The organism is Sphingobacterium sp. UBA7631 (assembly GCF_002483935.1).
GTDB lineage: Bacteria > Bacteroidota > Bacteroidia > Sphingobacteriales > Sphingobacteriaceae > Sphingobacterium > Sphingobacterium multivorum.
Genome location: NZ_DLIX01000002.1, coordinates 522,176 through 548,056 on the forward strand (window position 1 = coordinate 522,176; position 25,881 = coordinate 548,056).

Sequence of the window (25,881 nt, forward strand, 5' to 3'; positions counted from 1 at the left end):
TATCTTTCTACCGGTAGCTTGCTCTATTTGCTTTATGCTTTTATCCGAATTATTGATCCTTGTCTTTCGAAAGGAAATAACAGACGAGCATCGCTATCCCTGCAAATATAATAGAAGTTAATCCAAGTTGTTTACCAAAATAGGCTCCTGCCAAACATCCGATGAAAAAACCGGATAAGGTGATCAGCTGATTCCCAAAGCTGACGTTGGTGTCTGGATTTTTAAATTTATTGGCGATAAGTACACAGAGGTCTAGTGATGCTTGGGTCACATTTCCCGTCATCATGGTTGTTGGTCCGTGAGTTGCTTTTGCAAATAGTTTTCCGAATGCATTTTGCATGCCCAAAGCGAATACGACGAGCATAACCAGGCTATACATCACGGTTTTGGAGGCTTCTACCGGAAGAACAATAGCCAGTAGACCTGCGATGACAAGTAATAGGGCTTCGACAAAGAGGACGGTATTTTTCTTATGGGAGAGTGAGGTAAGCCATCCGCCTGCCATCACTGCGGTGACAAATACAGGGAAGGTTGCCAATTTGATCCAGGCCGTGATATCTCCGCCATTGATAAGCTGATAGGCGAAGACGATAAAGTTGCCGGTCACATGGGCCGAGAATATTTTGTCAGCTGCGACAAAGGTAACAGTGTCACAATAGCCCCCAACAAGGGTGAGAACAAGTGTCGTTAGATGTGCTTTGTTTTGATTTTCCATGGTTTTATGATAAATGCGCACGTAGCATCCAAGCCATTTTTTCGTGGGTTTCCAGAAGTCCTGTTGCGTAGTCGCTTGTTCCAATGTCCTTCAGTGCTATGGCAAAATGGTCGATGTTTTCGCGCAATGAAACAATAATGCTTTCGTGGTCCATTAATAATTCTTTGATATAGGCAGCACTATCATTGCCTGACCTTTTCTGTTCGGTTAACTGCGTCAGCGCCAGAAACTGATTTAAGCTGGCAGGGGCATAGTGTCCTAGCGTACGGATGCGTTCAGCAAGACTGTCAATCAGCTCGTCGAGTTCGTTATACTGCGCTTCGAAAAAGAGATGCTTGTTATAAAAATCGGCTCCCTCGATGTTCCAATGTGCATTTCTTGTTTTCGTATAAAGCAGGTATTCATCGGCTAACAGCTTAGAAAGAATGTGTGCCGATTCAGCTAGGTTATTGTCATGTATTCCGATATGAGGTTTCATATGTTTATTTTGTGAGTAGTTGATAAATGTAATGATCCATTGAATAAGTTCCTGGGCCAGTGAGCAAGAGGAGCAAAAGGCATAGCGTGTACATAAACGGAATATCGCGCACTTCGCGCGAATCGTGGCGATGGACGACGAAATAGCCAACTGCCGTAACTCCTATTGTCGGTAATAGCGCCAACCTTCCGAATAAGCCAAGTGCAATAAAAAAAGGTACAATGGTGTCCGCAAACTGGGCCACCGCGGCGTTGAGTTTTTCTGGCAGTTGCAAAGGATTCGGGATATGTTCAGGTTCAGCCTGTGGGCCTTTTTGTATTTTTTTGAGGCCGTGAACAGTGAGCAACTCCCAGGCTAACAAGATCCGAAAGATCAATATAGCTCCATTGTTGACTGCATTTCCCAGATCTGTGTAAAAAAGTTTTTGAAGTATTTCCATCTTTTCAGTGTCTTAAAATGCAAAACATGAACAGCCTAACGCTCCCCAGAATGCAGCGTAATTGTTTAGCGCGATATTGCTCATTCGGGCTTGATTGTGATCGTGTGCATGTACCTGACAGCTGCCGCTACAAAGGTGGATGGAATTTACAATGCTGCTTTGAGCTGTTGATGTAGTTGAACTGTTTTTTTGAGCTGTTTTCGAAACACTGTAATAACCGCCGTAGCTTTTTGTAGGTGACCAATCGGGTAGAATGGGGATCGGTGGGGGAGAGAAGCGACTGAAATCACCTTCCGCATAGACAATTTTGCCCGCTACGACAGTAAGTTCGGATTCGATCTCCTTAATAGCTTCATCTTCTACCGTAAAATAGTCATTGTTAAGTACCGTTAAATCAGCTAGCATTCCCACAGCAATATCTCCCTTTTTTTGTTGTTCTTGTGAAAACCAGGCACTGCCTTTGGTATAGAGCTGTAGCGCTGTCATGCGGTCAAGCTTGCTATCTTGGTATATTTGGAGTCCACCCACAGTTTTTCCTGCGGTAAGCCAGTACATGGACACCCAGGGGTTGTAGCTACTCACGCGTGTTGCATCGGAACCACCTCCTACAGGAATTTCCATGGCCAGCATTTTTTTGACAGGAGGTGTTTGTTCGGCCGCAGTAATGCCATATCGATCTGCAAAATATTCACCCTGATAGGCCATGCGGCTTTGGATGGCAATACCACCACCTAGCGCTTTGGTGCGTTCGATATTACGCTCGTCGATTGTTTCGGCATGGTCGAAAATCCAGGCCAGTCCATCAAACGGAATGTCGCGATTGACTTTCTCGAATACGTCCAAAAAGCGGCTGATACTTTCGTTGTATGTGGCATGTAATCTGAATGGCCATCGATTACTCACGAGTAAACGAACAACTTTTTCGAGTTCGGCTTCCATATTTTCACCGAGATCGGGCCTTGGTTGGAGAAAATCCTCAAAATCTGCTGCCGAAAAAACAAGCATTTCGCCAGCGCCGTTGTGGCGATACATATCGTCTCCTTGACGGAGTGGCACGCTGTCTATCCATTGCTGGAAATCTTCGTATTCGTGCTTGGGCTTTTGTGTGAAGAGGTTGTAGGCGATACGTACTGTAAGCTGGTCTTCACGATGTAAGTCGCTGATGACTTGGTAGTCATCGGGGTAGTTTTGAAAGCCTCCACCGGCATCGATGACACTGGTAATCCCAAAGCGATTCAATTCCTTCATGAAATGGCGGGTCGAATTGATCTGCTCTTCGTAAGGTAAAGTTGGGCCTTTTGCTAGGGTTGAATATAAGATCATGGCATTGGGCGATGCAATCAGCAATCCTGTTGGATTACCATGGCTATCGTGTTCAATGGTTCCTCCTGGAGGGGCAGGTGTGTCTTTGGTATAACCTACGGCACGTAATGCAGCAGCATTTAGCAGTGCGCGGTCATAGAGATGAAGGATAAAAACTGGGGTATCAGTTGCTATGGCATTGATCTCAGCCAAAGTTGGCATGCGACGTTCTGCAAATTGAAACTCGGACCAACCGCCCACTACGCGAACCCATTGGGGATGTGGCGTACGGTCAACTTGCTCTTTGAGCATACGTAGTGCATCGGCCAATGATGGAACACCATCCCAGCGCAATTCAAGATTATAATTGAGTCCGCCACGGATCAGGTGGATATGCGAATCGTTAATGCCTGGTACAACACGTCGACCGCCTAGGTCAATCAATTTTGTCTGTGTGCTGGCAAGCTTAAGGACATCGCTGTCTGAACCGATGGCAACAAATTTACCATCTTGGATCGCTACAGCGGTAACAGCTTCCTGGTTTTGGCCAAAATGGGTTATCTTTCCGTTATATAGAATAAGGTCTGCTTTCATAATCTAGTTTGTTTAATTGTTTAAGGAAGCAATCGCATTTTTAATGCCTTCGCCTGCTGTTTCGAAGAAAGCTGGTCCGGCTAATAACGTGACCTTGTTCAATACCGGTTGCTGATCCAAGTTTTTTTCGCGCAACCATTTTTGGGTTCTGAAGGCATCGATACAACCGAGAACAACATTCTCTGCGACCAGAGCAGTCGGCGAATCTACACCTGCATCTTTGAGATCACTCGCAAAACTAAAATCTTTGACGCCTAATCGAAGCGCTTCGCGCATGGCAACATGGGCTACATCCTTCATCAGTTCAGCATGGAAGTCCTCCCGTTTGCCAAGCCCAATCAACAACAGTTTTTTACTTCCGAGTGTACCCTTTTGGCTTGGAGCTAAGAGGATGGTTTCGAGTGCATGCCCCTTAAATTTTCCTGTTTTACGTATTTCAGTTAACGTACCATGTAAAGCTTCATCCAAATGGACAAGTCCATTCAATGCGGGAGGTAAAGCGGGCGGAGATACGAAGATATCACCTTCGGTGTATTCAAATACACAGGCAACTTGTAGATCACTTGCAGCAGCCGAAGGACCTTGAACGAGGCCTTCAATAGCAAGTCCATCGACATTTCCCCAGATGGTACTTGTGCCTATTGCTGTAGTTTTAATAGGAGCTGCCGCTGTTACTTGTGCATAGGATTGTATCGGAGTGACCGCCAGGGTGCCAAGTAACGTGATTAGTGCCCATTGACATGTTTTCTTTTGAAAGGGTCTCTTTGTTATTTTCATGATTTTAGAATTTAAAGGCGATCCTGCTATTGAAGAAAATTCCATTTTTTGGTGTACTAATGATGTCTTCAATGAAAGCGCCGGTTTTGAAATATTGAATACCTGTTACCAGCGACAGTTGCTTACTGGCGGCGTAGGTAAAGTTGGCTAGATAAGCCGCGCCGATATAGCGTTTACGCGAAGCAGATCCCGGCAGGTTAAAAGATCCGCTTGGTCTGTATAAACCGTCTTTTAGCGTATGTCGCCAGTTGAAAACCACGTCAACCTGCATCTTGAGTTTAGGAAGAAGGTCTAGCGTGGCATAAGGGTGAATGTCAATCAAGTTGACAGGACCGATCTGCGGACTAAAACCGAAGTATCCGCCTTTGGGGTAAATGGGGTTGAAAGTTTGCAGATTGCCATCTCCAGCCTTTTTGTCCCCTGAAATATAGTCGTTACGTAGATTGATGGATGGTTTGAGTACCGTATTTTCAAAGAGGTAGCCGATATCGACGGAAGCAGTCCATGCTGATATCTTACCGTGGCCAAAAGATCCAAATTGATAAGCCCCTTCAAGGTTGTAAATAAATCCACCGCCATATTTCCAGATCCGGGTTCCAACAGTATGGCGGGTTTCTTGTGCTATACCCTCCTCAAAAGCCGAACGGTCGCGATAGATGCCGATGTAATATAAGTCGAGATTGGCCTGTTGAGGAATAATAAATTTACCGTAAGCTCCCCACAGGTTGACCTGTTTGGATGGTTTGTTGTCAAATATGCCCGGTCTAATGGTATCTGCCATCATGGCAAATGCTTCAACATTCACTTTGCTGCTGTTGTAAGCTAGTTTTGCTCCAGTGAAATATCTTCTGGCATTTGGGCCTTCACCTACGGAGATTAAGCGGCCGGAGCCATAGTCAAGCTCCTGCCTGCCAAGGCGAATCAATACTGATTTATCATTTTGTTTGAACAGCGTTCCATCTATAAATAGGTTCTGTACATTCAGTTGGTCTTCATCGATCTGGCGTGAACCATTTTTGCGGCCATGCTGCAGGGCTGAGCGAAGCTGAGTGAAAAGACGGAGACGCGTCCCGAAATGTAGATCGGCGTGAAGGCTATAGCGTTGCAGTAGAAAGTTGTTATGCCCAAGTTTTACGCGTCCCCAGTCCTCATTGTTAAAATCGACATATTCCAACCGTGCCTCGCCACCCATCGAAAGCCATAATTTTCCGTCAGCAGTTAAAGGGCTATATTTGAGCTTTTGATAACCATGACGTGTACTGTCTGCGAGAGCGCTGTAATCTTCCTCGAAACGCATTAATTTGTAGGTTTGACCCTTGGAAAAATGCGGAAATAGGCTGAGTATCGACAATACGACCACCGCTTGACGGATGTAATTGAATATGGTCTGTTGCTGTTGCACGAGGTACGATTTTGAATGAGTATTTTTTTACAATTGAATTAACCGTGTTTTAGCATATTGTGGGCGTAATGAATCCCTAAGCCATAGCTGCCACCATGTTTTTTCATGAGGTCCGTTACAGCTACATAGGTTTCCTGACGGGCCCAGTCGCGTTGTAATTCCAGAAGGTATTGTACAGCAGTAATCGGTTTTACACCCATATGAATCATTCGTTGCATAGCACGCTCATGTGCCTCTTGACTTACATCACCACAGGCATCGGCAATGACATAAACTTCATATCCCTCCGCTAGTGCAGATAAGGCTGGCCCAACAATACATACACCTGTCCATAGACCGGCCAGCACCAATTTTTTCTTACCTGTGCCTGTTATGGCTCGGTAAGCGGCCTCATCTTCCCAGGTATTCATACTGGTTCGGTCGATATAATCTGTACTGGCTTGTGGATAATATGTCTCAATTTCCGGAAAAACAGGACCTGAAAAGCTTTCTTCCGCGACTGTGGTTACGATGGTCGGCACATTGAAAATCTTGGAAGCACCGCAGATTACGGCGACATTATTACGGAGTTCTTCCATAGTAATGCTTTTTGTGGCAAATGCCATTTGGCCTTCGAAGTCGATCAATACCAATGCATGGTTGCTTGGTGACAATAGTTCTAGTGATGGTTTCATAAATATGTATTTTTTGTTGTTTGATATTTGTTGAGATTCAAATCTTTTACCTTTTTTCTTATTGTTTTGATTTTTAGTTTTCTATGGTGTTTTGTTTGTTTTTAAAATTGACGATATATCGTCAATTTGTTTTTCGTATTAAAATAATCTGATAAGTCAAATGATCTATTCACCGCTTGGGAGTTGCTGTTATCCTTTAGAGATACTCAAAGCATTTGTTGTATACCCAAATTTAGGCGGGCTAATTTTGCTGTTCATTGAACTAGTTCAAGAAAAACAGGGAAAGAAAAAATGTACTAAACTATGGATCTTGCGGAATCTCTTCGCGGTCAATTAGCGTATTTCTGGATTATGAAAAATGGGACTTTAGGTTTTTGAATTGAATAGATTAACTTTTAGATGTCTCAAGGCTTGTTTTTATGATTTATGTTATCTAAAAGATAAATTTTGATTATTTAATGGCGTCCTAAACCTGGTTAAGTAGTAATGTTGTTGATATTAATTAAATATTTGTTAACATTACGGTAAATTATAAACCAAGTCAAAGCATCAAATTTGATGCAAAATTCTAAACCAGACTAAAAATGCAAAAAACATTACTAATCAGTATGGCATTGGGTCTCTCATACCCCACTTGGGCTAATGTAGAGCGTGATTATGTCAAATTGAATCAAGAGGTGCACAGTGTTGCAATTCAATCTACCGTGAAAGGGGTGGTAAAAGACAAAAATGGAACAACCTTGTCCGGAATTACCATTGCCAATTTAACCAGCCAAAAAACAACCTCAACGAATGTAGCGGGTCAGTTCACGATTGAAGCCACTATAGGGCAAAGACTCAAATTGACAGGGATAGGCTACAGTGAAAAGATCGTCAGCGTGACGGCAGGCCAGATCGATATCATCATGGAATCCAAAGATACCGAACTGGAGGAAGTTGTGGTGGTCGGTTATGGTACGCAGAAAAAAGTGAATCTTACCGGTGCAGTAGACCAAGTGGGATCTGAAGCTTTTGAGGGACGCGTACTGGGTAATGCAAGCCAGATGCTCCAAGGTGTAATTCCTAACTTGAATGTAACTCCTGCAGATGGTAAGCCCAATCGGGCACCAAGTTTCAATATCCGTGGGACAACTTCCATTGGTCAGGGTGGAAGTGCACTTGTGCTTATCGATGGTGTCGAGGGTGACCTTTCGGCGATCAATCCCAATGATATTGAAAGTGTAACTACACTCAAAGATGCGGCTTCATCTGCGATTTACGGCTCCCGCGGTACCTTCGGGGTAGTTTTGGTCACAACGAAACGTGCCAAGTCCGGAAAAACTTCAATCAACTATTCAGGAAGTGGCTCTTTTCAAAAACCTGTAACGTTGCCCAAATTCGTGACAGATGGTTACGAATATGCTTCGCATTTCTTTACAGCCTATAATGCCTGGAACAATTATTCTTCGATTCCGAGCAAGCTCAACAAGACACAGATCTTTACAACAGATTGGCTGGAAGAATTTAAGAGAAGAAAAGAACAGGGCATTACCGAACAGGTCACTGTCGACGATCAGGGTAATTATGTATACTACGGTAATGAAGATTATTACGGTACATTGATCAAGGATAATACGTTTGTCCAGGATCACAACCTGTCCATCAGTGGTAATTCAGAAAAAATGGATTACTATATTTCTGGACGTGCTTACGACTACAATGGCCTGTACCGCTACAACAGTGATAAATATAAGACCTATAATACCCGTGCAAAAGCGGGACTTCAGGTCACCGACTGGTTACGGATAAGCAATAACATCGATTTTAATTATGCCAAATATAGAGACCCATCGACTGCTGGTGAAGGTGGAAATATCTGGCGCAATATTGCCGATGAGGGACACCCTTCTTCGCCGATCTTTAACCCTGATGGATCTATGAGCTTCTCTGCAGCCTATACAGTAGGGGATTTTATCTATGGTAAGAATGGTACGAATACGGCTAATCAGGATCTCCGCAATACAACTTCTTTCGAGACTAAGTTTTTCAACAATACGTTCCGCGTTAAAGGGGATCTGACTTTTAGAAATCGCGATTTTAATTCGGTAAGAGTCCGTGTGCCTGTTCCGTATAGCACACAGGAGGGAAAAATGTTGCGGTTGGAAACAAGTATGAACGACAATATTTATCAAGTAGACCAACGCTACCGTTACTTGTTTGGAAATCTCTACAGTGAATATGAACGCACAATAGGCGATCATTATTTTAAAGGTTTGCTCGGATACAATTATGAGCAGCGTACCTACAATTCAACCTATATTACCAAAACAGGTCTACTTAATGATGATGTTGAAAATATCAATCTGGCAGTAGGACAGAATACCACAGCGACAGCGGGATATAACAAGTACCGTAATGTCGGGGTATTTATGCGTGCCAATTATATTTTCAAGGACCGTTACCTTTTTGAATTCAATGGCCGCTACGATGGTTCGTCCAAATTTCCGACAAACCAACGATGGGGATTATTCCCTTCCGCATCCGTGGGCTGGCGTATTTCTGAAGAGCCATTCTTCCAGGTGGACAAAAGAGCACTTTCTGATCTGAAGTTAAGAGCGTCCTATGGTTCATTGGGTAATGGTAATGTCGATCCGTATTCCTATTTGGATATTTACGAGATCAAGATTATGGATCGGGTATTGAACGGACAGAAGCCGGCATATACCTCGGTGCCTAAGGTGATCCCGGATAACTTAACTTGGGAAACAGCGCGCACGGCAAACTTAGGTCTTGATCTATCGTCTTTAAATGGAAGACTGACTTTTACGGGCGATATCTATCAACGCAAGACCTTAAATATGTATACCTTAGGTGTAGCTTTGCCTGACATCTTTGGTGCGGAGTCGCCGAAAGGAAACTATGCTGACATGACCACAAAAGGTTTTGAAGTGAGCCTGACTTATAAGGATAGATTCGATCTGAACGGTAGTCCTTTCAATTGGTCCGTAAGGGGTACTTTGGCTGATTATAGATCCAATATAGACCGTTACGAAAATAAGGAGGGTTTAATCAAAGATGGATCGTATTATGAAGGTCAGCGAATCGGCGAAATATGGGGCTATGTAACGCAGGGTTTATTTCAGAATCAGGCGGAGATTGATGGTGCCGCAAAACAAAAATTGATCAAATCGTCAAACAATGGTACAATATATCCAGGTGACGTACGTTTTGCGGATCTAAATGGAGATGGTGTAATCGATTATGGAAATAATACGATTTATAGCCATGGTGACAGAACTGTAATCGGTAATGCCGATCCACGATATATCTACAGTTTTAACCTTAATCTGGATTGGCAAGGTATTTATTTCTCGTCTTTCTTCCAGGGTGTGGGTAAGCAGAATTGGTACCCGAGCAATGAATCTATTTTTTGGGGACAATACAATCGACCTTACAACAACTTGCCGGAATGGCACCTCAACAATTATTGGACTGAAGACAATCCAAACGGTTATTTTCCTCGTTATGCTGGGTACAATGAATCTATCAAAACAACGCCACAGACAAGATATCTTCAGAACGTTGCCTATATACGGATGAAAAATATACAGATCGGATATAGTTTTCCTAAATCTGTAACCAACAGGTTAAAAATCAGTAGTCTTCGGGCTGGACTCTCGGGCGAAAACTTATGGACCTGGTCGCCTCTTTACAAAAAAACGAAGGATCTCGATGTCGGTAATCTGGGCAAATCTGATCCCGAGATCGGAACGGGTTCTGGCGACGGATTTAACTATCCAATTATGAAGAGTGTTAGTTTTAATTTATCTATTGGCTTATAGTTTTTTAATATCATGAAAAAATTATTTTATATACCTATTGTTGCGCTTTTGTTCTCCTCCTGTGAACTAAACGAGCTGCCGAAGGCAGGTGCCACCGAGGAGGATATCTTCGGGAGCGAAAGTGGATTAAAAAATTACAGCAACTCATTCTATCGGAATATTACCTCTGGTAGTGACGCTTATAAAGGTGACGCTATGGCTGACTATTCGGCCGTAAATAGCCTCAATGATTTTATGGTCGGCGGCGCTTACAGTGCTGAGATCAGTTCGGGGTGGTCCTGGACTACCCTGCGTAATATCAACCAATTGATAGCTAAATGTAATAGTCCCAAATTGAGCGATGCCATCAAAAATAATTATATCGGCTTAGCCCGCTTTTTCAGAGCTTGGTTCTATTATGAGAAAGTAGTTCGTTTTGGCGATGTGCCTTGGGTAGATCACCCTTTGGCGGTTGATGAGACGGATATTCTTAAAGCACCACGGGATTCGCGCGAAGTGGTCATGAAACACATCATGGAAGATCTGGACTTTGCCTACGCCAATATCACAAATACGGCGGGCGACGGTAGTACGGTTAATAAATGGACAGCACTGGGTTTGAAGACCCGAATCGCGCTGTTCGAAGGAACATTTCGTAAATACCAAAAGCTCAATTTGGCTACACAGCCGGAAGTATTTTTCCAGATGGCGGTAGACGCTGGCAAGATTTTAATGGAAAATGGTCCTTATGGGCTTAATATCTCCGCAGACCCTAAAACATCACAGCGACAGTTGTTTACCAGTAATACTCCAGTGACAAAAGAGGTTATGTTGGCCGTAACTTTCAGTAAAGATCTTGCGCTTTTGAACGACGCCAACTGGTGGTGGACATCTGCAACCTATGGTCCACGTTTAAGTTTGGTAAGGCCTTTTATCAATAGTTTTTTGAATGTTGACGGTACTCCTTATACGGATAGACCGAACTTTCAGACTGAGGAATTCTATGAGGAGTGTCAAAATCGCGACTTGCGCTTGGCGCAGTTGATCCGGACGCCAGGATATTCCCGTAATGGACAGCCTGCTCCCCCAAATTTTGCAAGTTTTACTTATACGGGGTATCAACCGATCAAGTATACTTTAGACGATCCCTATTACGACAATGGCGGTTACAATACTAATGCAGTTCCTTTAATGCGTTATGCTGAAATACTATTAAATTATGCTGAAGCGAAACAGGAACTAGGTACGTTCAATGATGCGGATTGGTCGAAAACTATTGGAGCATTACGTTCAAGGGCAGGAATAACAAGTGGAACGAATACACTGCCAACCAAAGTGGATACCTACTTGAAAAATACCTTCTTCCCCGAAGTCAATAGCCCCGTGCTTTTAGAAATACGTCGGGAAAGACAGGTGGAATTAGCTCTGGAGGGTTTCCGTTTCAATGATTTGAAGCGATGGAAACTTGGACCGCTTATGGCAAATTTGCCTTGGACGGGAATTTATATCCCTGCTTTAGATAAGCTGATTGATATCGACCACAATGGAACTCCAGATGTCGTGTTCTATGATGGAAGTAAATCAGCTCCTTCGATAACTGTTCCTGCAGGAGTAGCCAAGGTGGCTATAGGGGGTAAAAGTACCAATTTCCAGACAATGACTTCGGACAATCACCTGGAATGGTTTAAAGCTGTGAAGCGTACTTGGGATGACAACAACAAGCAATACCTTTACCCAATTCCGTCTGCAGCGATTGTGCTGAACGGAAATCTGACACAAAACCCAGGTTGGAGTAAATAGGAATTTAACCTATTAGTCCCCATAAAAGAGGCTCCNNGGAGCCTCTTTTATGGGGACTTTAGATTATATGGACGCTAGATCTAGGTAATTTTAATTAAGTTTAGGTGGAGCAAAACCAGTATATATGAACTTAGAAATTAATTTACCCACCTATTCCGAAGAGTTGGGGCTACAGGCGTCATGGGAACCTGGATTCGAAATTGCAGTTCAAGTTGTTGCCAACGAAATTGTAATTCGAGCCAACAAACAGGGACTTATTTCATTGGCCAAGCAACTTTTGATACTCGCGCAGGATGAGGTGCCTAAAGGCGCCCATTTCCATTTGGATGAAACGAATGCCCTTGAAATGAACGCTGTTCCGATGATTTTTGAAAAACGATAAAGATCATGAAAATACATCACCTCATAAGAAGCAGCCTACTTTTTTTATTTTTAAACTGCATGACGTTGATGGCTGTTGGGCAGGAAATTTTGTATGTATTTCCAGATTCCGTAGAGAGAATACTGGAACAACATTTAAGTAAATACAGCCTAAATAATGATAAAGAAAGGGTTTATTTGGATCTCGCTAGAAACGATAAATTTTATCGGTTAACAATCGGAACCTATTTTGTTGACCGGGATGATGATGTGACCCGTTGGATTAAAGCGAGCAATCGCTTGGGTCTAGTTAATACAAAGAAATATCCCCTGTTGATTGATGTGGATTTTGATTTCGGCGCACCAGAAGAGACGGCTTTGGGGACTTTTGGAAAACGAGAAGGAAAGGTCAAACGTACGCGGGTTCTGATGCATGGCTTTAGCGTGAAATTCACTAAAAATGAAGCGATTTTGAAAGAATAGGATAACAGGCCATGGGTACAAATCTCTCCCTATAAAAGTCGGTGGATATAGACTTTTATAGGGAGAGAATAGCAAAGACGTTTTTGATTCTTTGTTTTGTGTTAGCGTCTTTCTTGGTAAACGCCGATTTCGTTTACGACCGCATGGCCTTTTTCTGGTTTAATGCTGAAGCGTAATTTTTGTCCCAGTACTTCATCAAAGCGGAAGATCTTGATGCGGCCCTGTTGTACCGCTGTAACCGCGATAGGATGCCATTTTCCATCTTTCAGATAGGATAAGTTATACTGTGAAGGATTGTCTTTTCCTTCGGTAATAACAACACTATTGAAAGCTTTACTACGTTCAAAATCCAATTCATACCATACTTCACCTTTGACTGCCGGATTGGAGACCCAGGCACTACCAAAGTTATCGTCGTTGGCAAAATCCATAATGTTCATATCTTCGCTCCAGCTACTGTATGAAGGTACTTGTTTGGCCATATTGTGGTCGACTATTGGTGCCTGGTAACTTGGTAATGAGTTGTAGCTGGGTTTATTTTTGTATAATGTACCGATTGTCTTCAGTGCATCAAGCGCATTTTGATCCATCAGACCATCACTATTTGGTGCTACATTGAGCATAAAGTTGCAATACGCGTTGTTGTACGGAATTACAAATTTCTCGACCAATTCATTGACATTTTTAACTGGGGTGTTCGGAAACGATGTTTTCCAGAACCAATTTTGCTGTAAGGGAAGACAGGCCATTGCCGGCAATTTGTTATGCTCCTTGGAGATAAATTGACCCGCGCCTTGTTCGTACGATTTGATATCGGTGTAAAACAACGCATCACCGGGGTATTTTGCCGAATTGAGATCCATCAACAAACATTTCGGTTGGAGTGATTTGACAAGATAATAGATGTCATCGAAAGGAACATCATCGTACGAAATACGCGACCAAGGGGCGTCCCATCCATCAATGACCAAGGCGTCGATTTCTCCGTATTGGGTCAACAATTCCGTCAGCTGATCTTTGATCAATTGGATATGCGCTTTGGTAATGGTATGTGGACGTATGCCCTGATGCATATCCAAAATGGAATAATAAAGCATAACACGCAAACCATTTTTGCGGAAAGCATCCGTAAATTCTTTAACAACATCACGATGTAAAGGCGTGTTCATTACATTATAATCTGTTGTTTTGGTATTCCAGATCGGGAAGCCACTATGGTGCTTGGTGGTTAGGCAACCATAGCTCATATTGGCCGATTTGGCAGCTTTAGCCCATTGATCTGCGTTGAGCTTCGGAGATTTGAACAGTTCAAGTGCGGCATTGGGATCGGACCAGTCTTGTTCCATAAAAGTTGGCATGCCATAATGGATGAACATACCGAATCCAAGATTGACAAAGTCGAGCTGACTCTGCTCAAGGACCTTCTTTGAAAAACCGGATTGTGCCAATAACGTGTTGCCCAGTAAAAGAAAAGATAGGCAGTAAAGTAGGGGCTGTAAAATTTTGGACATAATTTGCTAAGTTGTTATGTTGTAAAGATAGGTCAAGGTTGTGTTATTTAAGCCTAATGGAAACCTAACGAAAGCCTAATAAAAGCCTAATAGCTATCTTGATTCGACAAATTGATGTTATTTTTAAACCATGAAGAGTACCGGTAAAAATATATATCCTTGGGCATTTGGAACAAGCTTCTTGATCTTGACGGGGTTGATCGGTTTTCTGATCTTCAATACGTATAAGCTTGAAGACAAGAATTATCAGATTGGACAGCTCAACCGGATCCAGAATGCTTATGGAGCTGTTATTATGGATGATAAGATATTCCCGGGGGGAGATGCCATATTCCAGACAACATTGGTACCCTGTTTGCCGAAATGGTATGAAAAAAAAATAAATAAGTCCGCAGACGCAGACCAGTACGGTAACCATTGTATGAATGGCTTTCTCGATCAGATGCGGAGGCAACAGTCGTTAGACCGTATTTTTCGTCGGATCGTACATCAGCAAGGGCTCGATACGACACTTGTTTACCTATTCCATTTTGATAAATTGGAAATATATAATGCAAGAGACCGTGCCTGGACGACTTTCTATGCGTTAGCAGCCGATGATTATGCAGGTCTAATTAGTGGCAAACTCAAGCGCGGAACAAATAATAATAGGGTATTCCAACTGTCTGTTAGTGACAAGAATCCTATTCCTTATCGTTTTACCTATAGCCTGTATGTTGATTATGAAAATAGGGACTGGCGTCTTGTCCAACGTATGGTGCCCGTGTTTTTACTCTCCTTAGCTTGTATTGTTGTGATCGTATTATTGAGTTATCGAACCTATCGTAATTGGATCAATCAACGTAAATTGGCGGACCTGAAAACGAGTTTTCTAAATCATATGCGCCATGAATTTAATACGCCACTGACGACAATTTTGATCAGTGCACATAGTTTGATCGATCGTGAAACAGGAAAAGACGATAAGGAGGTGGCACAACTTGGGCGCATCGTAGAAAGGCAAGCCAAACGACTTAAAGCTTATTTTGAACAGGTCATGGGATCTGTGGCATTACAGGAACAAGAGGCTACAATTGTATCCGTTTCTATTGATCGGCTTACACAACAAATATTGAAAGAACTTCATTTGCGCTACCGAGGTGAAATTGAAATTCAATATGAACCTTTAGCTGCCGATGTGGAGATGAGTCTTGATGAAGATTATTATTTTTCAATCTTAGATAACCTGGTATCCAATGCGATAAAATTTAACGATAATAGTAAGAAGACGATTCAGTTTAGCTGGGAGCAGCAAGGTCATCATTATAACCTCAAAATAGTGGATAATGGGATTGGGATCGCCACTGCAGATCAGGAAGCGATATTTACAGCATTTTATAGAGGGAAACTATCCGGTAATAAACCTGGACTAGGACTGGGGCTTTACTATGTCAAATCTTATTTGGACAGGCTGGGTTGGACGATCCAAGTAGCAGGCGGTAAGTCTGGTTCCGGTACAATTTTTTATATTTACATGAGTAATGTGGCATTCAATGGCAAAAGATAAGATTGATATCCTTTTGATTGAAGACGAACCTGATTTGGGCGAAGTTTTCTCACGTTATTTGCGATACAAAGGCTTTAGGGTACGCTGGGAAAGTACGGCGCAAGGAGGCTGGGCGGCTTTTCAGTCTTGTGCCGTCAAATTACTAATTATTGATGTGCAGTTGCCCGATGGTAATGGTTTTGACCTGGCGCAACAAATGATACAATTGAATCCTGGGCAACCTATTTTCTTTTTGACAGCACTTCATGAACGCACATCGCGACTCAGAGGACTTAGTCTGGGCGCTGTTGATTACATTGCGAAACCTTTTGACATGGACGAAATATTGCTCAAGATTCGCAATTTATTGACCGTGGCAAATGCGCCCGAAGTGCAGACGAATCCGGAAATCGAACTTGCTATCGGTTGTCTGTTGCTCAACATGGAACGCTATAGTCTGCGTGATGGGATGGGAAGCATACAAAAGCTCACAGTCCGTGAAGCTGAATTGCTGCGACATCTGGTCCTTCATAAAAATCTATTGGTCAATAAAAAAGATCTCCTGCTGCAGTTTTGGGGTAATACGGATTTTTTTAACGGTAAAAGCCTGGAGGTTTTTATCTCCCGACTTCGTAAATTGCTGCAGATGGATCGCAAACTTCATATCGAAAGTATCTATGGAGCGGGTTATATTTTACACGAAAATGAAGGTGTTTAACGACCGGATCTATTTAAAGAAATACTATGTTATACGAAAATATTCTTAAAAATGTGTCCAAGTGCATTACTTTGACAGCGGAAGAAACCGAACAATTTACTGGTTTATTGACAGCAAAGAAGGTTCCCAAAAAAACGATGCTATTGGAGGAAGGGGAGGTATGTCAGTTTGAAGGATATCTTCAAAAAGGTTGTGTCCGGATTTATTATCTGGATGAAAATGGTTTTGAAGTAACGCTGGCTTTTGCTGTCGAAGATTGGTGGATTAGTGATATTGCTTCATTTCATTATCATACACCATCTAGTTTATACATGGAAACATTAGAAGACAGTGAGTTTTTGATGTTAACACCAGAGACGAAAGAGAGATTATTAGAGACTGTTCCAAAGTTTGAGCGGGTTTTTCGTATGTTGGTGCAACGTCGGCTCGCTGTTCTGCAAAATAGGCTGATCCATACAATGGCCAAACCAGCTGCCGATCGCTATCTCGAATTTATTGAACTATACCCGACTATTTCCCAAAGGGTACCGCAATACTATATTGCATCCTACCTGGGGGTTTCACCCGAATTTGTCAGTATTATACGTAAGCGGCTTGCTGCAAAGAAATAATAAGCAGTTCGAATGGCTCCATTTTGAAACACGTAGGTGATGACATGGGCCATTCGATTTAGAAAAAAGAAGGATGCTTTCCAAAAAGTGAATGTATTTATGCGTTGAGTTTTTCGGTAGCTTGATTTGAGCTGTGTACCAACTATATTTTGAGCTTTCGGACAACTAGACTTTGCAAAAGGTATGAGATATTTGCTACCTTTAGGCTGGGACTGATTTTAGCTATCGGTACCCATAATCGCAGAGCCGTTTAAAATAAATCGTATTGAGCATGGAAGAGAAAGATTTTGGGAATGCCTTTTTGTATTCCTGTTATGTCGAAAAAGCATTTGGGCACGAACAGTTCATTCCCGAACATGTCGTTTTTTTTCAGCTATCTGGTGAAACACATCTGGACCATCAGAAAGGAAAATTGGTGGCGACAGAAGGGCAGATTGTGGTTGCCCGTAGAAACCAACTGGCCAAAGCTTTTAAATATCCCGCGAAAAATAATATTTACAAATCTGTTTCAGTATTGCTGGGGGCTGATCGGCTGAAGCAATACGCGATGGACCATCACCTCAGTTCGGACAAAAAGTATCAGGGTGAGTCCAATGTTGTACTGGAAAGTAACCTGTTTATAAAAAGTTATTTTGAGTCATTGACGCCCTATGCGGAAGCCATCGACCGAGTGAGCCCGCAGATGGAAAATATCAAGATCTATGAATTGATCACCTTGTTGTTGGAAAGCTATCCACAGTTAAAAGACCTGCTTTTTGACTTTTCGGAGCCGCATAAAATTGATCTCGAGCAGTTTATGGTTAAAAACTATCGGTACAATGTGCCTTTAGAAAACTTTGCCAAACTAACTGGGCGGAGTTTAGCAAGCTTTAAACGTGATTTTGAGAAAATATTCCAGACCTCTCCCCGAAAATGGCTGCAAGAAAGACGTCTTTCTGAGGCTTATTATCTAATTGAAAATAAGCGACAAAAACCTGCAGATTTTTATCTTGATCTGGGTTTTGAAAACCTTTCTCATTTTTATGCTTCTTTCAAGGAGAAGTTTGGCATAACACCAGCGACTATCAATTCCGTTGCTTAACATTATTTCCGCCACCAATAACTAGGTGTTAAAGGGGGCTGATCGAGGTCAATGACCTGGCCGATCATGGGGGTAAGCAAGGGCTGTTGTTGTCGTATTGCTTCCTTGGAAATACGTTCTAGAGGTTCATTCCAGGCATGATTGGCCAATACAAACTTGGACGAATGAACCGGAAACAGTAAGGAAGCTTTGAGATCATGTGCCGCTTGGACAACCTCCTCCGGCATCATGTGTATGTGTTTCCAACTGAGGTCGTATTGGCCATTCTCCAATATAGCCAGGTCAAAAGGGCCCAATTGATTACCTATCTCTTTGAAGTGGTTATCGTAGCCGCTGTCCCCGCCTAAATAGAGCCGCATGGAAGGTGTCTGGAGCGCATAGGATGCCCATAATGTGTTGGCAGTAAATATACTGCGGCCTGAAAAATGTCTGGCGGGCGCAACTGTTACACTGAAACCATCATCCAAGTTGATTTCGTCCCACCAATCTTTTTCGATGATCTGCTCAGGACGATATCCCCAATATTCAAGATGGGAGCCAACACCAAGGCCAACAATGACTTTTCCAACCCGGGGTTGTAGTGCCTTTAACGTCTTATAATCCATGTGATCATAATGGTCATGTGATATAAATAGATAGTCAATCGGCGGTAGAGCAGATACGGTAGAGACATCGGCTCCTTTAAACGCTTTTACACTTCCTGGAATAGGGGAAGCACTGCCACTAAGGACAGGATCGACGAGTATGTTCTTACCATCGAGACGAAGGAAATAAGAGGAGTGACCAAACCAAACAAGCCCATGAGGCTGACTTAACAACTTTTCCCAGTCGATATCCACTGTTGGTATAGTGTATTTGGGACTTGTTTCGTTCGAGCGCTTAAAAAAATAATCGTATAGGGCTACGGTCCAGGGCTGCGTGAGCTGTGGTGTAGGGCTGCTATTCTGGAATTTTCCGTCTTTAAACTGTTTCGATAGCTGTATGCGTTGAAGTCTTTCACCCGAGGGTCTTTTGCCGAATTGTGGATGCATCATATATAGTCCGATAAGAGCGATGAGAACTGCCAGTCCTAAGATTGTTCTTTTCAAAAATAGAAGCCACTTCTTCCTGTTGTTTCTTGTTGCCATCTGCATATTGTATAGCAACAAAGATAAGACTGCTGAGACAGATCTATTTTTGCTGATAGCTCAAATTTATGTGCTGTATGGCTCATTTCGGCGGATTCATCCGATCCACAATATAAAGAAAGTCTTAAAGCCCATAAAAATTCTTCTTTTACGCTCGGGAGTTGGTTGGATTATAGTTGGCTGGATATTAAAAAAAAGGGGGCTGTCCGATCTTTTTGGACGCCCCCTTTTTTTACCCTTTGTAAGGTTTTTTAGCGGCTTCGATGAGCTCTTTCATTTCTAATTTAATGTAATCTACATTTGGGGTAGATCCCGTAAGAAAATAACGTATATTTCCTTCCTTATCAATAATAAATTTTGCTGGAATTCCTTTGACTCCGAATTTCGCGGCCATAACTTCTCCGGTTTGTGGATCTTTTTGATCGTCATAGAGCACTTCAAAAGGATAATTATTCTTGGTGATAAAGGATATCACATTTTCCTTATAGTTCTTATCACGCTCCCAGGTATTCATGAATAAGAATTGTACATCCTTATCATCTGCATAAGAGTCCTGTGCTGCCTTCATTCCTGGAAATGAACGGATACATGGCTGACACCAAGTTGCCCAAAAATCCAATACCACAACTTTTCCCTTTAAACTGGCTAGGGATACTTTTTCACCTTTAAGATTGAGTAATTCAAAATTAGGTGCAGGTTTAAAAGTTGCCATTTCTTTGATATGGTTGCGAATGTTTTGCGTTAACTCTATTTTTAAGGATGCATTAAAATTCTCGTAACCTTGAACAGATCCATTCAATTCAGTATATAATTTCTTAAGATCATTTTCGACCGCAAATTGTCCTTTAGCATATAACTTGGTGAGAATATTATATGCCTCAAGCTTTCTTCCTGTGCCCATTAAAGATTTGTAGTATACCATCGCTAGACCATCCGCTTGCTCTGGTGCTGCATTTAATGCATTTTCTATATAACCTAGCGCTTCAGTAAATTTTTTCTGTGAAACGAGTATATTGACATAAGCTGACATGGAGCTTGCATATCCCATGGCCGCAAACCGAGCCTTATTGTCTTTTTGATCCTCTGGAAGGGTTAAATAGTAATAACTATCATCCATAGCAGTTTTTAAGAGTGGTGCTGCAGTAGTCGTATCACCTGTCCTCAGGAGGATTTGACCAACAGGGATATATCCATTTCCGCGCCAGAATCGTTCTTTCATTTCTCCTAGATAATATATTGCTTTTTGTGCATTTCCATCGTTCGCGAAACTTTGTGCTAAATTAGCCAATACATAATCATAAGTCAGTGGTTCTTCCTTGAAGTTTTTAACTGGCCATTTTTTGATAAGGTCGTTATACGCTTTTTCTTTTTGTACTGGCGTACTTGCATTGTAAAAAACATCTGTGATAAAGGCATCACGGGTTAGTGATCCTTTTGGATATTTTTTCTTAGCCAGTACTTCTGCAGATGCCTGCAGATCTTCTTTCCCTAAAGAACGCAAAATGTTGATTGTAGTACGGTAGTCTTCTTCCGATTTATACGTCTTTAATTCGCTCATTAATACATTAGCGAGCGAATCCTTTTGTACCAACGTACCTTTTTCTATAATGGGCAGATACTGTTGGTATTTGTTTTTTGCTGGTTGTTGTGCAAAAGATGCTGTTAGCGAAAACACCAACGCAGCCGTTAAGATTTTTGTTTTCATTTTTTGTCTGTATGATTTTTTAAATTCATTAATCTTCGTATCCTGGATTCTGTGTCAGTTTATTGTTGATCAAAATCTGGGCTTGTGGAATAGGATACAAGACATCCGTGGCCTGCCAGTTTGATTTGATTGGAGACAATACAGCGGTAGCACGATCGGTCCGCTTGAGGTCGAGCCAACGATGGCCGAACTCACCGAAAAATTCGTGCAGGCGTTCCATTTCTATTGCAGATAGTAATTGTGTTTGGTTTAAGCTTGAATTAAGTCCTGCAAGTCCAGCGCGAGAACGGACAGCATCCACATCTGTTCGGGCTTCGGCAAGTTTTCCCAGTTTAGCCCTCGCTTCCGCGCGAATAAGATACTGCTCGGCTAAGCGAAGCATAATATGGTATTCGGAACCTGTTCCCGAGGATACTTTATATTTGGTTATGGCATAATAGATTTTGTTGGAGACCGTTTTTGAACTTGTCCAATTTGTTTTTCTTAAGTCAACCGTCGGAGATGTCTCAAAGCTATTATACACAGCGTCCGGTAGAGTGTAGCCGGGTGTAGCTGTAGCCGCGGTAATATAATTGGAGCCAAATGTCGTTACTCCCGTTTGATTGCCAAGTTGAAGAATAACCTCATTACTTGAGTTTACAAAATTTTTATCTGGTGTCGGCATGCCATAATCAGATGACTGTAATACTTTGGTCGCATAAGATTCGGCATTTTGATAATCCTTTTGGTAGAGATAAACTCTTGCCAATAGTGCGCTTGCAGCAGTTTTGTTAGCTCTTCCTCTCGGGCTTGCCGTTGCATCATAGGCCGTCGCCATCTTACTTTCCGCATCTTTTAGATCAGCAATAATCTGATCATATACTTGCTGTGCAGAAGTTCGCGGAAGAATTGCATCTTCAAAAGCGTGGAGGTCATCACGTAATTGCAATGGCACATCACCATAGAGGTTGACGAGATAGAAATAGGTATAAGCCCTAAAAAATTTCGCTTCGCCCAGGAGCTGATCTTTTACACTTGGGGTAAGGCTGGTGGATGCTTCGAGACCCGATATCGCATTGTTTGCATTCTTGATAAGTTGGTAGCAATTTGACCAGAAATTAGCGACATTCCCATTTGTGTTCAGCAGGTTATTGCTGGCGAATTCCGAGGTATTTGCATCAGCCGCATTGTATTGAAGGTCGTCTGCAGCGATTCCTGTATAAAAGGTTGAAGTCCCGGCGAGATTGATGCTTAATGTTGTGGTATACAATCCGCGTATGACACTATTTGCAGAAGCATCTGTAGAGAATGCTTCGCCAGCTACAACTTGTGTCGGTGGAGCGCCCAATTCCACAAATTTTTCGCAGGAGCTGGTCAAAAGAGTTCCACTGGTAATTGCTAATAATAGTATATTTTTATTGATGTTTAATTTCATGATCTCTAGTTTTAAAATTGACAGTTAAATCCAAATACAATCGTCCGCAATGGAGGCAATACTTGGGCAATCGTTCCAGTTCCTAAACCAGATGGACCGCCTTGCACGGTCGTTTCGGTATCCAGGACATATTTGTTCTTGGCCCAAGTAAAGAGATTTTGCCCTTGCATAAATACATTACAATTAGACATTTTTAATTTCGAAGTCCAGCTTTTGGGCAGGTTGTAAGATAAATTGACAGACCTCAATTTAATATAGGAAGCATCACCATAGACAGCATCAGAGCTGGTATATTGATTATAAGAGTTGCTTAATGCAACTCCATCAGCTGAAGATGCGGGTACTGTCGGGATAATTGCTCCGGGGATATTGGTATTGCTGTTATTTGGTGTCCATCTGTCCAACCAGTAATCATTTTGGTTGAGCATAGCACCAGGTCTTGTATTGAGGATTTTAGTTACTCCAAAGCGGTGGTTAAATTGAAAAAATACGCCAAGCTCGAAGCCTTTGTAGGAAAAAGTATTGTTAAATCCGCCATAGAAAGGTGTACCTAAGTTAGCAACGTATCGGTCATCGCCCGTTATAGCCCCATCGCCATTGCGATCTTCGTATAACGCCCTTCCTGTTGCGGGGTCTACACCTTGATAGTGATACAAGCGGACCATATTGAGTGGCTCACCAACTAGAAAGCTACTTGAATAAAATGTGTTTTCAATTCCAGGAAATTCGACAAGTTTGTTTTTATAAAACGTGAAATTAGCAGATGTTTTCCATGTAAAATTTTCATTTGTAATATTGGTGGTGTTTAACTCCAATTCCAAGCCTGTATTTTGGATCAATGCCGGTAGGTTTTCTTTGTAACTGTTGTAGCCCGTTTGAGTACTTAAAACTAAATCAGTTATCTGATCAGAAGAACGATTTCTGAAAAAGTTTCCAGTAAACAAAATTCGATCTTTCAAGAAACCTAGATCTAAAGCAAACTCCAGTTTTTTGGTTGTTTCCCACTTGATATATTCATTTGGAAGTGTTCCAATATTCATGGAAGGATTATTTAGATACGCGGTTGTTGAAGAGTAGAGTGGAAGATAAAGGTAATTTGAAATTTGATCATTACCTGTAGTTCCATAGCTCGCTCTCAATTTACCAAAACTTAAAAACGTTAGATTATCTTGTATAAAATCCTCTTTTCCAAAGACCCATCCTAGCCCTATTGCTCCAAAATTTCCGAATCGGTTTTTAGGTCCAAAACGAGATGAGCCATCTCTTCTAAAAGTTCCATTAAACAAATATTTCTCTTTCCAGTCGTAATTTACTTTTCCGAATAGTGCATTGTATTTGTAATATACGAGGTTATTGCTGGCAGTGAATAATCCTGCGGCACTGAGCGAACCTAAAAGTGCATCGTTTGAATAATTAGAACCATTGGTTGTCTGTGAACGGGATGAATTTTGCTGAAAACTTGTTCCAATTAATGCCGTAAATTTACCTTCGCCGATACTTTTTACATAATCCAATGTCGGTTCAATAATCCAATTTTCGGCCTTTGTATTAGAGAAACTAGAAGAACCAAGCGGGTTGGAAACGGTATTGTTTAAGGAAGTAATTGGCCGTTGGTTATTTTGGTTCAACTGTGTGATTGTATAGCCAAAATTTGCTTTTGCTGTCAGTCCAGGTATAATTTTGTAGCTCAGATTGGCATTTGAGATCAGATTATTGGTATTACCAAAGTATTTCCGTTCGAGCAAGGCGATTGGGTTGTCAATAAAAGCTGATGACGGTAACCAATAGTATTTTCCATTGTCACCATAGATCGGATAATTGGGGGGCAAATTGTAGAGTGATGTGACATCAGAGGAAGGCATATCCGAATTGTCGTTGGCATAGCTAACTGATAAAGCGGCATTGAATTTTTTGTCAGAAGAGGTGTGATCTAAGTTTAACCGTGAGGTAAAGCGACTGTTTTTGCTATCCCCATAAAAAACAGTACTCTCGCGTCTATATCCCGAATTAAAGAAAAAGCGGGTAGATTCGTTCCCACCAGACATATTCGCTTGAACGTCGGTAATATGTCCTTTGTTTCCAATCAGCATTTTCTGCCAATCTGTCGATTTGTTCTGATCCCATAACATAAGATCTGGAGCGTTATCGGCTGTGGGTGTAACTCCAGCATTAGCAAAAGCCTCTTTTCTTAGCGTGAGATATTGTTCTAGGTTTAACATAGGGATAAAGTGGTTGACCTCGGTAAATCCGGTGTTAAAGTTGACACCAATGCGAGTACGACCTGCAGATCCTTTTTTTGTGGTGATCAATACGACACCATTTGCGCCCCGGCTACCATAGATCGCTGTAGCGTCGGCATCTTTCAAGACATCGATACGTTCAATATCCGCTGGATTAATCATGCTGAAGGGACTTAAGCCGCCTGAAGAAGCTGAGATCCCAAATGAATTGAGGTTATCCGTTGCAGGTTGTCCGCCGTTAAAATTGGTAAAGGGAACTCCATCAACCACGTATAGCGGTATTGAACCTGAGGTCGTTCCACTTAATGACGCCTGATTCCTAATCTGAATCTGAACAGCACTTCCGGGCACACCATTGTTTTGGGCGATCAATACACCGGACATTCTTCCTGATAGTGCGGCAAGGGGATTACTTACAGGTTGAGAGGTTATGTCCTTCGCTGTGATCGAAGCAACTGATCCCGTATTCAGTCTACGTGTTGTCGTACCGTAGCCAATAACAACCACTTCTTCTAAGCTTCCTTCTTCCGGTTTCAGTTTAATAGGAGTAGAATTGGCAATAAGCTGCTTCGCAGTGATATCAACCTTCTGATAACCAATAAAAGAAAAAGTAATAATGACATCGTCATTTGGAATACGCAGTCCCCATTGTCCATTGACATCCGTTGCGGTGCTCGTTTGCATATTGCGGTATTCTGCTTTTTGCCAGTCCTTTATGATAACAGATACTCCTGCCAAAGGCGTTCCATTTTCATTGACTACTTGGCCCGCGATGTGTTGCTGATTCTGTTTTTTTTCTTTTATAGCGATAATATCATTGTCCAATACTTCCCATGTTAGGTTGCTCCCGGCCAGAGACTGGGAAAGAAGATCTTTTACACTGATTTTCTTTCCAACAATATTGATTGTCGAGTTTGGGAGAGTCGATTTGCTAAAGAACATTTTGTATTTGCTCTTGTCATTGATTGTTTGAAATACATCTTCGAGTTTTCCCCCCTGGACGGAGACATCAATTTTTTCAGTTTGAGAATAGGCGAAGCTCTGTATATGCATGGCGCTAAGACAAATGAGCAGTAAAGCCAATCTCGACTCTTTTCTAAATTTGGGTTTTGTTTTGTTCATGTG

At 42.0% G+C, this 25,881-nt stretch carries 20 protein-coding genes; 8 read left to right on the plus strand and 12 right to left on the minus strand.

Annotation, left to right across the window (positions count from 1 at the left end; genetic code table 11):
• Positions 1 to 49: 49 nt before the first annotated feature.
• From B3P16_RS02430 to B3P16_RS02460, 7 genes are read right to left on the minus strand one after another with little or no spacing between them, the layout of a single operon-like run.
• Positions 50 to 715 (minus strand): YoaK family protein, encoded by a 666-nt coding sequence (locus B3P16_RS02430; RefSeq protein ID WP_286841218.1) that lies wholly within the window; start codon positions 713 to 715, stop codon positions 50 to 52.
• Positions 716 to 719: 4 nt separating this feature from the next.
• Positions 720 to 1,193, minus strand: a complete 474-nt coding sequence (locus B3P16_RS02435; RefSeq protein ID WP_286841219.1) for a Dps family protein — start codon at positions 1,191 to 1,193, stop codon at positions 720 to 722.
• 4 nt (positions 1,194 to 1,197) lie between these two features.
• Positions 1,198 to 1,632 (minus strand): DoxX family protein, encoded by a 435-nt coding sequence (locus tag B3P16_RS02440; protein ID WP_286841220.1) that lies wholly within the window; start codon positions 1,630 to 1,632, stop codon positions 1,198 to 1,200.
• 12 nt (positions 1,633 to 1,644) lie between these two features.
• Positions 1,645 to 3,528, minus strand: a complete 1,884-nt coding sequence (locus B3P16_RS02445; protein WP_286841221.1) for an amidohydrolase — start codon at positions 3,526 to 3,528, stop codon at positions 1,645 to 1,647.
• A gap of 12 nt (positions 3,529 to 3,540) precedes the next feature.
• Positions 3,541 to 4,305, minus strand: coding sequence for a M17 family peptidase N-terminal domain-containing protein (locus B3P16_RS02450; protein WP_286841222.1), 765 nt, complete (start codon positions 4,303 to 4,305; stop codon positions 3,541 to 3,543).
• Between the two features lie 4 nt (positions 4,306 to 4,309).
• Entirely contained in the window at positions 4,310 to 5,707 is a 1,398-nt protein-coding gene (locus tag B3P16_RS02455; RefSeq protein ID WP_286841223.1) for an alginate export family protein, read from the minus strand.
• Between the two features lie 38 nt (positions 5,708 to 5,745).
• On the minus strand, positions 5,746 to 6,381 hold the full coding sequence (locus B3P16_RS02460; RefSeq protein WP_153845091.1) for a hydrolase: 636 nt from the start codon (positions 6,379 to 6,381) through the stop codon (positions 5,746 to 5,748).
• 584 nt (positions 6,382 to 6,965) lie between these two features.
• On the opposite strand from B3P16_RS02460, the gene B3P16_RS02465 reads away from it, so the two are divergent.
• From B3P16_RS02465 to B3P16_RS02480, 4 genes are all read left to right on the plus strand, one after another.
• A complete protein-coding gene (locus tag B3P16_RS02465) occupies positions 6,966 to 10,202 on the plus strand; it encodes a SusC/RagA family TonB-linked outer membrane protein (RefSeq protein ID WP_286841224.1) in 3,237 nt (1,078 codons plus the stop codon).
• A gap of 12 nt (positions 10,203 to 10,214) precedes the next feature.
• Entirely contained in the window at positions 10,215 to 11,981 is a 1,767-nt protein-coding gene (locus tag B3P16_RS02470) for a RagB/SusD family nutrient uptake outer membrane protein (protein WP_070567448.1), read from the plus strand.
• Positions 11,982 to 12,105: 124 nt separating this feature from the next.
• Complete coding sequence (locus tag B3P16_RS02475) at positions 12,106 to 12,363, plus strand: Imm32 family immunity protein (RefSeq protein ID WP_286841225.1); 258 nt, start codon at positions 12,106 to 12,108, stop codon at positions 12,361 to 12,363.
• Positions 12,364 to 12,368: 5 nt separating this feature from the next.
• On the plus strand, positions 12,369 to 12,824 hold the full coding sequence (locus tag B3P16_RS02480) for a hypothetical protein (protein WP_286841227.1): 456 nt from the start codon (positions 12,369 to 12,371) through the stop codon (positions 12,822 to 12,824).
• Positions 12,825 to 12,925: 101 nt separating this feature from the next.
• Here B3P16_RS02480 and B3P16_RS02485 read toward each other — a convergent pair whose 3' ends face one another.
• Positions 12,926 to 14,335 carry an alpha-L-fucosidase gene (locus tag B3P16_RS02485; protein ID WP_286841229.1) on the minus strand — a complete coding sequence of 470 codons (1,410 nt, stop codon included), beginning with the start codon at positions 14,333 to 14,335 and terminating at the stop codon, positions 12,926 to 12,928.
• A 130-nt stretch (positions 14,336 to 14,465) separates the two neighbouring features.
• Between B3P16_RS02485 and B3P16_RS02490 the strand changes: the two genes are divergently transcribed.
• The 4 genes from B3P16_RS02490 to B3P16_RS02505 all read left to right on the plus strand — a co-directional run bounded on the left by B3P16_RS02490 (position 14,466) and on the right by B3P16_RS02505 (position 18,270).
• Positions 14,466 to 15,881 (plus strand): sensor histidine kinase, encoded by a 1,416-nt coding sequence (locus B3P16_RS02490; RefSeq protein WP_286841231.1) that lies wholly within the window; start codon positions 14,466 to 14,468, stop codon positions 15,879 to 15,881.
• The gene (locus B3P16_RS02495; RefSeq protein WP_286841233.1) at positions 15,868 to 16,578 is read left to right on the plus strand and encodes a response regulator transcription factor; all 711 of its coding nucleotides are present in this window, start codon (positions 15,868 to 15,870) and stop codon (positions 16,576 to 16,578) included. The genes B3P16_RS02490 and B3P16_RS02495 overlap by 14 nt, the downstream gene beginning before the upstream one ends.
• 26 nt (positions 16,579 to 16,604) lie before the next feature.
• Positions 16,605 to 17,189 carry a Crp/Fnr family transcriptional regulator gene (locus B3P16_RS02500; RefSeq protein WP_182329567.1) on the plus strand — a complete coding sequence of 195 codons (585 nt, stop codon included), beginning with the start codon at positions 16,605 to 16,607 and terminating at the stop codon, positions 17,187 to 17,189.
• Between the two features lie 271 nt (positions 17,190 to 17,460).
• Complete coding sequence (locus B3P16_RS02505; RefSeq protein ID WP_070567440.1) at positions 17,461 to 18,270, plus strand: helix-turn-helix domain-containing protein; 810 nt, start codon at positions 17,461 to 17,463, stop codon at positions 18,268 to 18,270.
• 2 nt (positions 18,271 to 18,272) lie between these two features.
• Here B3P16_RS02505 and B3P16_RS02510 read toward each other — a convergent pair whose 3' ends face one another.
• The 4 genes from B3P16_RS02510 to B3P16_RS02525 all read right to left on the minus strand — a co-directional run bounded on the left by B3P16_RS02510 (position 18,273) and on the right by B3P16_RS02525 (position 25,878).
• Positions 18,273 to 19,397 (minus strand): MBL fold metallo-hydrolase, encoded by a 1,125-nt coding sequence (locus B3P16_RS02510; protein ID WP_286841236.1) that lies wholly within the window; start codon positions 19,395 to 19,397, stop codon positions 18,273 to 18,275.
• Between the two features lie 232 nt (positions 19,398 to 19,629).
• Positions 19,630 to 21,102, minus strand: coding sequence for a TlpA disulfide reductase family protein (locus B3P16_RS02515; protein ID WP_088160614.1), 1,473 nt, complete (start codon positions 21,100 to 21,102; stop codon positions 19,630 to 19,632).
• 28 nt (positions 21,103 to 21,130) lie between these two features.
• Entirely contained in the window at positions 21,131 to 22,516 is a 1,386-nt protein-coding gene (locus B3P16_RS02520; RefSeq protein ID WP_286841238.1) for a RagB/SusD family nutrient uptake outer membrane protein, read from the minus strand.
• Positions 22,517 to 22,527: 11 nt separating this feature from the next.
• Positions 22,528 to 25,878, minus strand: coding sequence for a SusC/RagA family TonB-linked outer membrane protein (locus B3P16_RS02525; RefSeq protein WP_286841239.1), 3,351 nt, complete (start codon positions 25,876 to 25,878; stop codon positions 22,528 to 22,530).
• Positions 25,879 to 25,881: the final 3 nt, after the last annotated feature.